16 protein-coding genes are annotated in these 14,155 nt (G+C 40.9%); 3 read left to right on the top strand and 13 right to left on the bottom strand.

Annotation, left to right across the window (positions count from 1 at the left end):
* Nucleotides 1-701: 701 nt before the first annotated feature.
* Nucleotides 702-1,334, top strand: a complete 633-nt coding sequence (locus RBATCC27255_RS01485; RefSeq protein WP_101028416.1) for a cytidylate kinase-like family protein — start codon at nt 702-704, stop codon at nt 1,332-1,334.
* A gap of 292 nt (nt 1,335-1,626) precedes the next feature.
* On the opposite strand, the gene RBATCC27255_RS01480 is transcribed toward RBATCC27255_RS01485, so the two are convergent.
* The 9 genes from RBATCC27255_RS01480 to RBATCC27255_RS01440 all read right to left on the bottom strand — a co-directional run bounded on the left by RBATCC27255_RS01480 (nt 1,627) and on the right by RBATCC27255_RS01440 (nt 10,294).
* Nucleotides 1,627-2,358 (bottom strand): M23 family metallopeptidase, encoded by a 732-nt coding sequence (locus RBATCC27255_RS01480; RefSeq protein ID WP_101028415.1) that lies wholly within the window; start codon nt 2,356-2,358, stop codon nt 1,627-1,629.
* Between the two features lie 110 nt (nt 2,359-2,468).
* On the bottom strand, nt 2,469-2,885 hold the full coding sequence (locus RBATCC27255_RS01475) for a hypothetical protein (RefSeq protein ID WP_015522772.1): 417 nt from the start codon (nt 2,883-2,885) through the stop codon (nt 2,469-2,471).
* 35 nt (nt 2,886-2,920) lie between these two features.
* On the bottom strand, nt 2,921-4,258 hold the full coding sequence (locus RBATCC27255_RS01470) for a glucose-6-phosphate isomerase (protein ID WP_015522771.1): 1,338 nt from the start codon (nt 4,256-4,258) through the stop codon (nt 2,921-2,923).
* A 181-nt stretch (nt 4,259-4,439) separates the two neighbouring features.
* Nucleotides 4,440-5,588 carry a D-alanyl-D-alanine carboxypeptidase family protein gene (locus RBATCC27255_RS01465; RefSeq protein WP_101028414.1) on the bottom strand — a complete coding sequence of 383 codons (1,149 nt, stop codon included), beginning with the start codon at nt 5,586-5,588 and terminating at the stop codon, nt 4,440-4,442.
* Nucleotides 5,589-5,668: 80 nt separating this feature from the next.
* On the bottom strand, nt 5,669-6,142 hold the full coding sequence (gene ispF / locus RBATCC27255_RS01460) for a 2-C-methyl-D-erythritol 2,4-cyclodiphosphate synthase (RefSeq protein WP_101028413.1): 474 nt from the start codon (nt 6,140-6,142) through the stop codon (nt 5,669-5,671).
* 19 nt (nt 6,143-6,161) lie between these two features.
* Nucleotides 6,162-6,860, bottom strand: a complete 699-nt coding sequence (gene ispD / locus RBATCC27255_RS01455) for a 2-C-methyl-D-erythritol 4-phosphate cytidylyltransferase (protein WP_101028412.1) — start codon at nt 6,858-6,860, stop codon at nt 6,162-6,164.
* 57 nt (nt 6,861-6,917) lie between these two features.
* A complete protein-coding gene (locus tag RBATCC27255_RS01450; protein WP_021883259.1) occupies nt 6,918-8,189 on the bottom strand; it encodes an O-acetylhomoserine aminocarboxypropyltransferase/cysteine synthase family protein in 1,272 nt (423 codons plus the stop codon).
* Between the two features lie 64 nt (nt 8,190-8,253).
* On the bottom strand, nt 8,254-8,778 hold the full coding sequence (locus tag RBATCC27255_RS01445) for a hypothetical protein (protein WP_101028411.1): 525 nt from the start codon (nt 8,776-8,778) through the stop codon (nt 8,254-8,256).
* A gap of 412 nt (nt 8,779-9,190) precedes the next feature.
* Nucleotides 9,191-10,294 (bottom strand): hypothetical protein, encoded by a 1,104-nt coding sequence (locus RBATCC27255_RS01440; protein ID WP_101028410.1) that lies wholly within the window; start codon nt 10,292-10,294, stop codon nt 9,191-9,193.
* A gap of 185 nt (nt 10,295-10,479) precedes the next feature.
* On the opposite strand from RBATCC27255_RS01440, the gene RBATCC27255_RS01435 reads away from it, so the two are divergent.
* Both RBATCC27255_RS01435 and RBATCC27255_RS01430 read left to right on the top strand, forming a co-directional pair.
* Nucleotides 10,480-10,704 (top strand): helix-turn-helix domain-containing protein, encoded by a 225-nt coding sequence (locus RBATCC27255_RS01435; RefSeq protein ID WP_101028409.1) that lies wholly within the window; start codon nt 10,480-10,482, stop codon nt 10,702-10,704.
* A 354-nt stretch (nt 10,705-11,058) separates the two neighbouring features.
* The gene (locus tag RBATCC27255_RS01430) at nt 11,059-11,268 is read left to right on the top strand and encodes a helix-turn-helix domain-containing protein (RefSeq protein ID WP_101028408.1); all 210 of its coding nucleotides are present in this window, start codon (nt 11,059-11,061) and stop codon (nt 11,266-11,268) included.
* 43 nt (nt 11,269-11,311) lie between these two features.
* On the opposite strand, the gene RBATCC27255_RS01425 is transcribed toward RBATCC27255_RS01430, so the two are convergent.
* From RBATCC27255_RS01425 to RBATCC27255_RS01415, 4 genes are all read right to left on the bottom strand, one after another.
* A complete protein-coding gene (locus RBATCC27255_RS01425; protein ID WP_101028407.1) occupies nt 11,312-11,884 on the bottom strand; it encodes a dipicolinate synthase subunit B in 573 nt (190 codons plus the stop codon).
* Nucleotides 11,881-12,756 carry a dipicolinate synthase subunit DpsA gene (gene dpsA, locus RBATCC27255_RS01420; protein WP_101028406.1) on the bottom strand — a complete coding sequence of 292 codons (876 nt, stop codon included), beginning with the start codon at nt 12,754-12,756 and terminating at the stop codon, nt 11,881-11,883. The genes RBATCC27255_RS01425 and dpsA overlap by 4 nt, the downstream gene beginning before the upstream one ends.
* A gap of 123 nt (nt 12,757-12,879) precedes the next feature.
* Complete coding sequence (locus RBATCC27255_RS10370) at nt 12,880-13,050, bottom strand: hypothetical protein (protein WP_021883252.1); 171 nt, start codon at nt 13,048-13,050, stop codon at nt 12,880-12,882.
* Nucleotides 13,051-13,200: 150 nt separating this feature from the next.
* Nucleotides 13,201-14,001: an SDR family NAD(P)-dependent oxidoreductase gene (locus RBATCC27255_RS01415; protein WP_101028405.1), complete on the bottom strand. Its 801-nt coding sequence runs from the start codon at nt 13,999-14,001 to the stop codon at nt 13,201-13,203.
* Nucleotides 14,002-14,155: the final 154 nt, after the last annotated feature.

Raw genomic sequence — 14,155 nt, 5'->3', positions numbered from 1 at the left:
TCTCGTTGTTCAATTTTCAAGGTCCTACGCACTTTCAAGGCTTGTTTGCTTTCTTCATTTGAAGTCGCACACCTCAGCAGTGTAAGAGTTATTATACTACACTGTTTTGATTTTGTCAAGCTCTTTTTAAAAGTTTTTTAAAAAGTTTTTTCAGCTTTTAAAATCAAAACCGAGCAACACTTTTGATTACTTTCTGAATGTTGACCCTCCGCTTCCGTGCGTTCTACACTCTTTCACCGTCCGTGTTTTCTCTTGTCTGCCTCGCCTCTCAGCGCAACAGTTGATATTATATCAGCACTTCCTTCTTTTGTAAACCCCTTTTTGACAATTTCTTTATCTTTTTTACATTATCGGCAAATTTTCCATATTATTCTTTCTTCTATCTGATTTTTAATGCCTTTTCACTATTATTCTGCCTTTTTACACGCTGAATCCCTCTTCATATGCATATATATGTAAAAAGAAATTTGTTCTTATCCTTTAAATGTAATTTCACACCCAATTATATTGTGCATTTATATAATTTGGATAAGACTTATTTGTTCGTTTTGTACAAATTTCGTAAAATTTGTTTTTACAGACTGGACTTTTCGCAAAAATGTGTTATTATAGTATATGTAAAGCGATATAGTTTTGACATTTAGCTACTTAATGTCACTGCTGTACAACTTTACAAATTGCAAATACCGGGAGGTTTAGTTATGAGTTTTGATAAAATTATTGCCATCACAAGACAGTATGGTTCCGGCGGACACGATATCGGTAAAGCTCTTGCCGAGAAGCTTGGCATATCGTTTTATGATAAGGAGCTCATTTCTATTGCCGCTAAAGAGAGCGGTGTTTCTCCTGAGGTGTTTAAGCACGCTGACGAAAGAGCTACCAACAGTCTTTTGTATTCATTGTCTGTGGGACTGTACAATTACGGTAACAACTTTTCTTCAGTCGGTGACCTGCCGGTTAATGACCGTCTTTATATTTTACAGCACAAGATTATCAAGCAGCTTGCAGAAAAGGAAAATTTCGTCGTTGTCGGTAGATGCGCCGACTATGTTCTTAAGGATAATCCGAAACTTGTGAAGGTATATATTTATGCTGATCTTGATAAGCGAATTAAAAGAGCTGTTGACAGACAGGACATTGACCCTGCCAGAGCAAAACAGGCAGTTTTGAAGGCAGACAAAAACAGAGCAAATTACTATAGTTTTTATTCAGGAAAGAAATGGGGTCTTCCGGACAACTATGATTTGTGCCTTAACAGCACAAACCTGACAGTTGATCAGGCCGTTGACATTATTATCAGTTACATTAACATTTGTAACTCAAACAAAAAATAATACTCATATTCGATCATTTCCTGAATATACTATATTGTTTTATTAAGGAGGTGTACTATATGAAACTTGTCATTATGGATCTTGATGATTTTATCTTTGGTAACGAAGAATGGCACGAGAGCGAAAGATAATCACTTTTAATTTAGGAATTTTAATTTAATAATCGTGATTCTTATCATTGACATAAAATCATAAAAATGAGGCGGATGCTTACTTAGAAGTATCCGCCTTTTTGATGCCCCTTAAAACGAAACGAGGGCTTGCAATAATATTGTATGCAATAAAATTTCAATTATTCATTGTTATTTATGAAAGAAAGCGGGTCGGCATATTTACCGTCAATCTTCACCTCAATGTGGATATGATTCTCATCCCCCGCTTCAAAAGGAACTGCCCCTATTGTACCGACTTTATAGCCCACATCAACCGAATCACCTTTATTCACATTAACCGACCCTAACCCGCAGTAACGGCAGACAACATTCTCTGTTGAAATTTCAACAATTTTGCCTAGCATTTTGTCGTCACACACATTAGTAACCACTCCGCCGGTCATTGCTTCTACATCATCACCGAGGTTGCCGCCGAAATCAACTCCCGTGTGCGGTTTCCACACATTCAAAGTTTTGAAATAAACACTTTTTTCGCTGTACTCACGAACAATGTTATTTGAATTAAGCGGATAGTTCAGACTCAAATCTGTTGAAAGCATTGTTTCAAGAGCATTTTTTGAACTTTCCGTCGGATTTGTTGCCGGTTCTTCGGTTGCAACAATTGTCGGAACTTCGACATCAAGCTTGACTTCGGGCAAGGTTTGGGTTACGCCCGTAACATTTTCATTGACCTTAACCTCATTGCTTTGTGTCACGGTCGTAGTTTTGGTATTTGGAACCGATAATGTATTGTAGGTTGAATACACCGCCATGCAAACGGCAATAAGACAAATTGAACAAGCTGTGTAGAAACCGATTTTTTCACGGCGGCTGCGTTTCTTCTTTCTGTTCCTGTTATAATAATCGCTCATAAATAAGCACCTCCGTTTCTATTATTGACTGAGGTGCTAAATTTATACAGTTGTATATACAAAAATCCCTCCCGAAAATCGAGAGGGATAAATTTGTTTTTAAGTATCAATTAAACCTTGCGGCAAACAGCGTTGATTGACTCCGGAATTTCGCTTTCGTCAGCAGAAATAAGGAGAACAATGTTAGTTGATGCAGTTTCGGCAAGATCCTGAAGCTTCTTTGTGAAGGTTTCAAGACCTGCAAGAGCCTCGGGGCAAATCTTGAATGTTGAGTCAACGAGAATGTCAGTAACATCGTAATTGCCTGCACAGATACCGCTGATAAAACCGAAAAGCATATCATAACCGCTGATGAGATACTGCTCTGTATCAATAAGTCTTGCCTTATGTGTAACATCATATGTGAGCTTTGAGCCCTTTTCAATTACAACAACATTGCCTGTTGAAGCGGCAACAGCCTCGTTAGCAAGAGAGATGAGCTTTTTAGTTTTGCCTGTTCCTTTTTTACCGATAAGTAAAGTAACCATAATTAGTTCCTCCGTTGTTATACTTTATTAAGAAATTATCCGAGTCTTGCCTCAAGAGCGGCCTTCTGATCCTCATAGCCCGGCTTGCCGAGAAGAGCGAACATATTCTTCTTGTAGCTTTCAACACCCGGCTGGTTAAACGGATTAACACCGAGCATATAACCTGAAATTGCACAAGCCTTCTCAAAGAAGTAGATGAGATAGCCAAGCTCTGATTCGTTCATTTCGGGAACATTAAGAACAATGTTCGGTACACCGCCGTCATTATGAGCGAGAACTGTACCCTCGAAAGCCTTCTGATTTACGAATCCCATTGTCTTGCCCGAAAGGAAGTTAAGACCGTCAACATTTGTCGGGTCTGTACCGAGAGTAACTTCTTTTTTACATTTATCAAAGAGAACAACAGTTTCAAACATTGTGCGTCTGCCGTCCTGAATGTACTGACCGAGTGAATGAAGGTCTGTTGAGAAGATAACGCTTGCAGGGAAAATACCCTTGTTATCCTTGCCTTCACTCTCTGCAAAGAGCTGCTTGAACCACTCTGACATCATTGTGTAAGCCGGCTCATAAGAAACCATAACTTCCATAGTTTTGCCCTTGCGGTAAAGCATATTTCTGATTGCAGCATATTTGTAACAATCGTTTGTCTTTAAATCATCGTTGTCAAATTCTTTCTGAGCTGTTGCGGCACCTTGCATAAGAGCGTCAATATCAGCACCCGAAACTGCGATAGGAAGAAGACCTACTGCTGTGAGAACCGAGAAACGACCGCCTACATCGTCCGGAACAACAAATGTTTCGTAGCCCTCTTCGTCTGCAAGAGCCTTGAGTGTACCCTTAGCCTTGTCAGTTGTGCAGTAAATACGCTCTCTTGCGCCCTCTTTACCGTACTTCTTTTCGAGCATTTCACGGAACACACGGAAAGCGATGGCAGGCTCGGTTGTTGTACCTGACTTGGAAATCATATTTACGGAAACATCCTTGCCCTCGCAAAGCTCCATGATTTCTGCAAGTGCAGATGAACTGATTGAGTTACCTGTGAAGAAAATCTGCGGTGTGTCCTTGCAGGTAAGGTTGTAGTTCTGTGATGAAAGAAATTCAATAGCCGCTCTTGCGCCGAGGTAAGAACCGCCGATACCGATTACAATGAATACATCAGTATCTTTCTTGATTTTCTCTGCACACTTCTTGATGCGTGCGAACTCTTCCTTGTCATAATCTGTAGGAAGATTGAGCCAACCCAAAAAGTCGTTGCCGAGACCGCTGCCGTCATGCAACACCTTGTGAGCTGCTTTAACTTCGGCAGCAACACCGTCATATTCGTGTTCGCCGATAAAATCACTTAAATACTTGTCATTTAACTTTGTTGCCATTTATAAATTCCTCCAAAATTCCTATAGCGAAAATAGAATCGCAATAAGTATCTTTGTTGTTTTATTATACTATAATATGAGCGTTTTTGCAAGGTCAATTTGTGAATTTTTAAAATAAACCCGCATTGTTTTTTGCACTGCTTTTAATAACAATGCACAAACGCTTGATTTTCCGATAAAATCAAAGGGAAATCAGCGAGGCGAACACATATTCAAGCAATGCGCCGAAGCTTGTTTTTTGAACAGAATCGCCTGCACAAATATCAAAGCTCTGCGCCTTTTTTGAATTGACAAGATATGTAAGCGTACCTATCTTCCTATTCTTTTCAACGGGAGCGTCAATCTTGTCGGGCAGGTCGATTTCGGTTGTAATTTTAGCACCGTTTCCTTTGTCAACCACTATTTTTGAAGAAACCTTACATTCAAGCTTTACGCTGTCGGTCATACCGCCGTTTACATCAATGCTTTTCGGCATATCTTCGGGAAGTGTTAATTCTTTTACAGAAACATTCGCAAAGCCGTAATCAAGAAGTGCCGCCGCATCTGCAAATCGCTCTTTGCCTGTTTTACAGCCGAGAACAACGCTTATCAGCGAAACATCTCCCCTTGTTGCGGTTGCAGACATACAGCAACCCGCATCGTTGGTTGTGCCTGTTTTCAATCCCGTAATTCCGTTATAGGTTTTCAACAGCTTGTTCGTGTTGACAATCTGAGTTTTACCGCCGCGAAGATTGTCGAGCCAAATTGATGTGTAGTCAAAAATTTTCTCATGCTTTGTAAGCTCTCTTGACATAAGCGCAACATCATAGGCAGAGGTTATATGCCCATCCTCGTCAAGTCCGTTACAGTTTTTGAAAACGGTGTCGTTCATTCCGAGTTCTTTGGCACGGCTGTTCATTTTTTCAACAAAAGCGTCCTCACTTCCGCTGATATGCTCCGCAAGCGCAACTGCCGCATCGTTGGCAGATACCACAACCGTTGCCTTTATCATATCATCCGCACTCATGGTTTCGCCTTTTTCAAGCCAAATGTCACTTCCACCCATTCCTGCGGCGTGTTCGGATGCCGTAATTTCATCGTCAAGGCTTAATTTTCCGCTGTCAACAGCCTCAAAGACGAGCAAAAGCGTCATTACCTTTGTTACGGACGCACACGGTCTTTGCTCATGTGGATTTTTTTCAAAAAGGACTTTGCCTGTTGACGATTCCATAAGCACGGCAGACGGAGCGGATATGCTTTCCGCACTGAGAGCATTCACTTTTAATCCGACAAACGGCAACAATAAAAACACTGCACACAATGTTATTGAAACAAATGCCTTTCTTAACATAAAAAACACCTCGTTCATTAATATGAACAAGGTGTCGAATGTATGTAATAAAATATGTGCATTTTTAAAGCTGTAACTTTTTAGTACTGCTCAATAAGACAAACTGCGTGAGCGGAAATGCCCTCAAGTCTGCCTGTAAAGCCGAGCTTTTCCTCGGTAGTAGCCTTAACGCTGACAAGCGAAACATCAATTCCGCAGGCATTGGCAATATTTTTTCTCATTTCGTCAATATGCGGTTTCAGCTTTGGCTGTTGAGCAATAACAGTTGAGTCGATATTGACAATTCTGTAGTTGTACTCGGCAAGCACACGGCACACCTCTTTCAAAAGAAGAATGCTGTCTGCGCCCTTATACTTTTCATCCGTATCGGGAAACAGCTTTCCGATATCACCGAGAGCCGCCGCACCGAGAAGTGCGTCCATAATTGCGTGAACAAGCACATCGGCATCCGAATGACCGAGAAGTCCGAGTTCAAAAGGAATTTCTGTGCCTCCGATTATCAGCCTTCTGTTCTCGGCAAATTTATGCACATCATATCCGTGACCGATTCTCATATAAATCTCCTTTGCACAATCAACCCTGCTGTCTTGACTTGAGAATACTCTCGGCAATCACAATGTCAATCGGGGTTGTCAGTTTAATATTTTCCTCATTGCCCTTTACAACAAGAACCTCGCCGCCCATATTTTCAATAAGCGAGCAGTCGTCTGTAAAGTTGATGAGATTATCGCCGGCATTTTCAAGAGCAAAGCGGTACAAATCGCGCTCAAAAACCTGCGGAGTCTGAACGGCACGGAGCTGTGAACGGATAGGAGTGCTTTCTATAATATTGAAACCGTCAACAACCTTGATTGTATCTTTTACGGAAGTTCCGAGAGTTGCCGCACCCGTATCAAAAGCCGCCTCAACAACACGCTCAATTTCTTCAACAGTAATAAGCGGTCTTGCACCGTCATGAATAGCATAGTATTTGGCATTTTCACTGCACGCACCGATTCCGTTGCGCACGCTGTCGGCACGGCTGTCACCGCCCTTGACGAGTTTTGAAACCTTGCTGAAACCGTTAAGCTCGATAATTTTATTGATTCTGTCGTTATCCTGCTCACGGCAGACAATTACAATTTCTTTTATAAGGTGGCATTTTTGGAATGCCTTCAGGGTGTATTCAATTGCAGGTCGTGACAAAAGCGGAATAAACTGCTTGCTGTCGGCAATTCCCATTCTCACAGAACCGCCTGCCGCAACAATAACCGCAGATACAAAAGCTGACATATTCAACCCTCCGTAAATTTATTTTGCAATTTTATGTGTAATTTCTTTTAAAGAAAATTAAATCTTATCAAGAGCCTGACTGATGTCGGCAATAAGATCATCAACATTTTCAAGACCTACCGAAAGTCTGATAAGGTCGGGTGCAACACCTGCTTCAATAAGCTGTTCATCCGTCATCTGACGGTGGGTGTGGCTTGCGGGATGAAGAATACAGGTCTTTGCGTCTGCAACATGAGTTTCAATGTCGCAGAGCTTTAAGCTGTCCATAAATTTAACTGCACAATCTCTTCCGCCCTTAACCGCAAAAGAAAGTACACCGCATGAACCGTTCGGAAGATACTTTTCAGCAAGTGCGTGATATTTGTCATCTTCAAGGTCGGGATAATCAACCCACGCAACCTTGTCATTGGCTTTGAGAAATCTTGCAATTTCAAGAGCATTTTTGCAATGTCTTTCCATTCTCACATGAAGACTTTCAAGACCGTTCATAACATAAAAAGCATTCTGCGGTGACTGGATTGAACCGAGGTCACGCATAAGCTGAGAAGTAGCCTTTGTAATGTAGCCGAGCTTGCCGAATTTTTCGGCATAGACAATGCCGTGATATGAATCATCGGGAGTTGTAAGTCCCGGATATTTGTCGGCATATTTCAGCCAGTCAAAGTTGCCGCTGTCAACAATTGCACCGCCGACAGAAACACCGTGACCGTCCATATATTTTGTGGTTGAGTGAGTAACAATGTCAGCACCCCACTTAATCGGCTGACAATTGACAGGAGTTGCAAAAGTGTTGTCAACAATAAGCGGAACACCGTGTGAGTGAGCAAGTCTTGCAAACTTTTCAATATCAAGAACAGACACGGTCGGGTTGGTTATTGTTTCACCGAACATTGCCCTTGTGTTTGGTCTGAATGCCTTTGCAAGCTCTTCTTCGGGAAGATTCTGATCGACAAAAGTAACATCAATGCCCATTTTCTTCATTGTAACACCGAGCAGATTATATGTACCGCCGTAGATTGCAGACGATGCAACAATGTGACTGCCTGTTTCGCAGATGTTAAAAAGTGCAAAGAAGTTAGCCGCCTGACCGCTTGATGTGAGCATTGCGGCAACACCGCCCTCAAGGTCGGCAATTTTTGCGGCAGTCATATCATTTGACGGATTCTGAAGACGGGTATAAAAATAACCGCTGTCCTCAAGGTCAAAAAGTCTGCCCATTGCATCACTTGAATCATACTTAAAAGTGGTGCTTTGATAAATGGGCATCTGTCTTGGTTCTCCGTTCTTAGGCACATAGCCGGAATGCAAACACTTTGTTTCCTGTTTCATTGTAAAAAATCCTCCGTAATTTCATTCATTTTTAACTCATTTTATCTCAAAATCGGATACCGAATTATCCGAAAAATCCTTTAATAAGGTTCATTATCGCATCTGTACCGAATACGGCAAGCGCAATAAGCAAAAGAAAAATAACGGCACTTATAACCCTGAATGTAGTACGCTTTGCACCTGTCATCTTCTCGAACTTATCATCAAGCGTGTCGCCTTTATTCTCAGAATATTCCGCGTCACTGTCAAGAATTTCTTCGTTCTCAAGCTTAATTGCGCCGATTCCGACGCAGGTGTCAAATGCTTTTTCATAAGCCGAATACGGAACATAAACATCGTAAGATGAACTGTCATAGCCTGTTGCGGCATTTGCGTTGTATCTGTTTTCAGCACATTTTCTGATTGTAGCGTCACACGGAACGGTGTTGTCCTCAAGTGCGGCTTTAACTCTCTGCAATTCAAAGCCCGATGCCGTGAGCAGATACACGGGAGTGTTTTCATCGGTTATTGTTTTAAGCTGAGCCTTGCAGTTTTTGCAGACTGTTTCTTCATCATTATGCAGTCGCTTGCATTTTGAACAATATTTCATAGACAAATCCTTCGTTATTTCATTTTGTTATCTACAATTTTAACACAAAAAGACAGCATGAGCAATACCCCACGCTGTCTTTATCCATAAATTTTTGTGCAGTTTTGTTATAAATTTAATTTTGTATCAACGGTCTGTGACCGCCAAAAAGTAAAAGTGCAAACATTACGGTAATACAAACCTTATAAAAGGGACAAAAATAATACCATTCTGTAGGGGCGTCCCATTGGGCGCCCGCGAGTAACGGCACAGAATTTATGATAAATACGATTATATAAATACCGCAAAGATAATGCCATTCTGTAGCGGCGAACCGCAACATTCATCATACAGAAAAAACACCCGATCATACAATCGAGTGTTTCCTCTAAGTTAAATACCCATAAACATAAAATGGAAGTATTAGACTAAATTAAAATGTATGTTTTCTTTTGAGAACAAACATAACCGCTGCCGCCAAAATCATAACTGTAGCAATAATTGCAGGAGTTGCAAAGTCGCCTGTTGCAACAACACCGTTGTTGGCTGTGCCGTTTGTGGTGTTGTTATTGTTTGCATTGTCTTTTGTTGCAACATCACTTGTTGCGGATGAAATGTTATCGCTCGGCTTTTCAGGCTTTGCAGGAGTGTCCTCTGTGCTTACAGGCTTAATTGACGGGTTAGGATTATCTACCGATTTTGCTGTGTAAACCGTTTTATCACTTTCATTGTTTAAAGATATCGAAAATTTGTAATCGCCCTCATCGTGCACTTTAAAGTAAAGAGGGTTTCCGTATTCATCGACATTCGCTACTACATAATCTGCCCACAATGGCGAATTATTACCTATCTCAAGATTTGAACTATTAACTACCACACTGCCTTTTTCGCCGTTTGCATGATAGAATGTAAGTTCCATACCGTCAAGATGATTAGAAATAGAATTGTTAACATCAAGAGAATTCATCCATTTATCCCAATCCTCTGCTGAAATATCATCAAGACTGCCTGTGTAAATGGGCTTTGTGAATACCTTATCGGGGAGCTTAGTAACTTCAAGTCTTGTAATAGAATGTGGATCTGCTACTTGCTTAACAGAAAACTTCGCTGAAATAGAATTATCAGACCAATCATATGTGGCATAACTATAATCTACAGTAAAATCGACAGTATCAGTCCAAATGTCACAGCCCTCAACATTTATTCTGCCTGCATAACCGTCAATCTCGGCAATCGGCGGAACAATACCGTCGTCGTCAATGCCGTCACAGTTTACATCATATTCTTTACCGTTGCTGTAAACGATATGAAGTACAACTTTGCTCCAGAAAGTGCTGTCAGTAATTTCATCGCCACGGACGGTAACGCTTTCGGGTGCTTTAACAACTTCCATTGAAACAGGATACAAATCCTCTGTAGGTTCGTCAGGTGTTGCTGAGTTTTCGGTTGCAAATGCCTGAACGAATACTGTCTGCACAAGACATACCGCCAACAAAGCGGACAGCAAAATCGTAATAAATTTTGAATGTTTTCTCATAATTTCCTCCATCATTTTATTGTTTTATCTGATATGCAAGATTAATATTTTTGTTTTAAACACCATTCCCCTCTGAATAATTATTTAAAAATTAACCCAAAATACCATTGCCGTTTTACTGCATTTTGCGGTATATTGCAATACAACAATCTGCGGTATGCTATACTGTATGCGAGGTGAATTCTGTGTATAAAAGAATCAGGGAACTGAGGGAAGATGCCGACCTTACGCAAAAAGAAGTTAGCAAAATTCTGCATTGTTCACAACAGGTTTACAGCAATTATGAACTTGGTCAGCGTGATATCCCCACCGTTGTATTAATTTGCCTCGCAAAACATTATCACACCAGCACCGACTATATTTTGGGATTGACTGACAGTAAAAATCCGCCAAGCTGTACACGAAATTAAATCGGCAAGCTATTCGTCCCGAAGATGCTCTTCGGGATTTTTATGACATTAGTTTACTGCATTTTGCGGTATTTGTCAAGATATATACAGATAAAATATGATTTTTATTTAAGCAACACTCTGATTTAAAGTAAATTAAATTTTCCAAAGCAATCATCATCTTGTATTTGGAGTTCATTGGACACTTGTGCAAACAATAACACACAATTTATGATAAATGCGATTATATGAATATGAGTACCGCAAAGACAATGCCGTTTGTTTTCCCGTTTTCCGGTAATTATATTTTAGGACAATTCGTCCTAAAAATCAATAGGACACTATGTACTATTTTATAATTTATTTGGTGATGAAATGAAACTGAGAATAAAAGATTTGCGTGAGGACAATGACCTTACGCAAAAAGAAATTGCAAAGGTTCTTATGTGCGACCAGTCGCTGTACTCAAAATATGAACGGGGCGAAAGAGAAATCCCTCTCTCCCTGCTTATTAAACTTGCCGACTACTACGGCACAAGCCTTGATTATCTGACCTGTCGCACAGACAATCCAAACATAAAATAACAGCCGTTTTGAAAATTTGCATTTCAAGACGGCTGTTGTTCTGTTATAAAAAAATCGGCTGATGTTGTTTTCCCTGCAATGCAAGGGTTACGCAATCTTCAAGCTTATCAAAATCAGCCACAAGCGAATTTGGTTTCTTGATGCAATCGTCCTGTTTTAAAGGAACGAAGTAAATGTTTTTCGTGTTGAGAAGTCTGCCGATGTTCTGTGCCGACGCACCGAGAGCGTCATTTGTTGCAACGCACAACAGCACAGGTCTTAAAATTCTCAGATGCGATTTTGCCGCCATTGTTACCGCCGTGTCGGTAATTCCGAGCGACAGCTTTGCAAGCGTGTTGCCCGTACACGGTGCAATCACAAGCAAATCACACATTTTTTTAGGTCCTATCGGTTCTGTCTGCACAACCGAGTGCAGAACATCTTTGCCCGTTATTTCTTCTGCCCTCTTTACCGTTTCCTCCGCTTTTCCGAAACGAGTTGATGTTGAAAAGGCATTTTGCGACATTATCGGAATAACATCATAGCCTGAGTCAACAAGCCTCTGCATTTGCGTAAAAGCCTTTGAAAAGGTGCAAAAGGAACCGCACATTGCAAATCCTATGGTTGCTTTTGTCACCTGTAAACCTCCTTGATGATGTCAAATACAGTAGTTTTTATAATTTCTCCTGCCGTTTTCGGAGCACATTTTCCGGGGAGCGACAATGCCCTAACGGCATAAATTCCGAGTTTTTCGGCGGTATCAAAATCAACCCCTCCCGGCAGGGACGCAAGGTCTATAATAAGGGTGTTTGTGTCGGTATTCATAAGAAGTTCCCTGTCAAAAATCAACTTCGGAATTGTGTTGAAAGCAATGTCAAACCGCTTTACCGTTCTGAGATTTTCCGTATTAAGTGCATTGTAACCGAGTGCTTTTACATATGCAAGGTCTGACGGCTTTCTTGCGCTCACGGTAACATTTGCTCCGAGTAAAACAAGCTTGTGAGCAAGAATTTTTCCGATTCTGCCGAATCCCGCAACAAGACACTTACTGCCCGAAATCGTTCCCTCATATTCTCTCATTGCACATTCAATTGCACCCTCTGCTGTAGGCAATGCGTTGAGAATTGCAAAATCATCTCTTGCTCCGTAATCAAAAATTTCACCGTCGGAAAGCCTTGGATATGCCTTTAAAAATCTACTTTTCATCGTGGTGAAAACAGGCTTTTTAAGGATAATTTCAATATCGTCACCGTCAAGCAAAATGTTCTCGTTTGAAAACGGAGTGTTAAGACTGCCGTCTGTCCTTATTGACGGCAATGGAAAAATCAATGCATCACTTTCCGAAATTGCCTTTTTAACATTGCAAAGGCTCAATGAACCGTGGCTTTCAAGCCTGTCAAATCCGCCGAGTAAAACATCGTAACAGCTGTCAGAAATTGATTTTGCAAGAAAAAGCTGTCGCTTGTCACCGCCGATTATGCCAAATGTTCTTATGTCGCTCTTTTTCATACACAACACCCGTAAATCAAGTTATTCTCTACACCCTCATATTATGCCGAGTGTCCTTGTGTGTGAACAACACATAAAAGCGACCGCAAAGCATATCACTCTGCGGTCGCTGTTTGTAACCTATTATTTGTTTTTCTTCAAATAATCCCAAAAATTATTTTCATCAGATTCATCAAATGACTCTCCGTTTTCGTCCTTTGTACATTCATTAAAAATGTTATACTCAAGCCATGCGTTTGCAGAGTCATAGTCCTTGCTGAAAATATCTGTGTTCTTTATATCAAAAATTCCCATACAATCACCTCAAAGTAATATTTGTATGTACTCCGTAACTTGATATTACATCATATGAACAAAAAATTCAATACTCATATTAGTATGTTTTTTAATTTTATTTAATGATTTACCGAATAACAGAATAAAAGAATTTTTCTTGAAATAGAACTACGGTCTAAGCCCCATTCCGCCCTCAAGGGTGATGGTTTCGCCGCTCATATACTTGAAATCAGGTGATGCAAGTGCAACACAGGCACGGCCGATTTCTTTTTCGACATCACCAAAATGTCCCATTGGCGGCACTTTTACATTCGCCTTGAATGCGTCGGGATAAGCCTGCTCAAATTTTTCAAGCTGAGCAGTCCATGCAAGCGGACAGACAATGTTGACATTGATTCCGTCCTTGCCCCACTCGTTGGCGGCAACTCTTGTAAGACCTCTTATTCCCTCTTTTGCGGCGGCATATGCACACTGACCAAAGTTTCCGAAAAGTCCGGCACCCGAAGCAAAGTTTATAACCGTTCCCTTTGACTTTTTAAGGTACGGATAGCAAGCCTTCATATAATAGAAGGTTGCGTACAGTCCCGAATAAACAGCAAGGTCAAATTGCTCTGTTGTATGATCTGCAAGCGTAACACCCGATGCAGAGGCCTGAGCGTTGTTAATCAAAACATCAATTCCGCCGAATGTTTCAACAGCTCTGTCAACAACATTCCGAACAACCTTTTCGTTATCGCCGTCCTTGCTGACATCAGCCTGAACAGGCAACACATTTACTCCGTAAAGCCTTTCGAGTTCCTCTTTGGCATCCTCAAGCTTTTTGACATTTCTGCCTGTAATAACAAGGTTTGCACCCTCTTTTGCATAAGCAACAGCAATGCCGTAGCCGATTGAACCACAACCTCCGTTGCTGAGAACAGCCCTTCCTCCGCCTGTAATAACAGCGGTCTTTTCTAATAAAAATCCCATAATTCTATCCTCCTTTGGGAAAAATATGTTGTAAGAGTACAAAAACTCCTACAATATCATACTAACAGATAGGAAACTTTATGTCAATCCGAAAAACCTACTGCATGGGGATTGTTTGATGCGAAAATTTCTGCCTCGCCAACTGCTTGCGGTG

The sequence above is a fragment of the Ruminococcus bromii genome (genome assembly GCF_002834225.1).
Taxonomy (GTDB): domain Bacteria; phylum Bacillota; class Clostridia; order Oscillospirales; family Acutalibacteraceae; genus Ruminococcoides; species Ruminococcoides bromii.
Note: the sequence above shows the minus strand (reverse complement) of the source record. Positions and strands in the feature narration are given on the sequence as shown.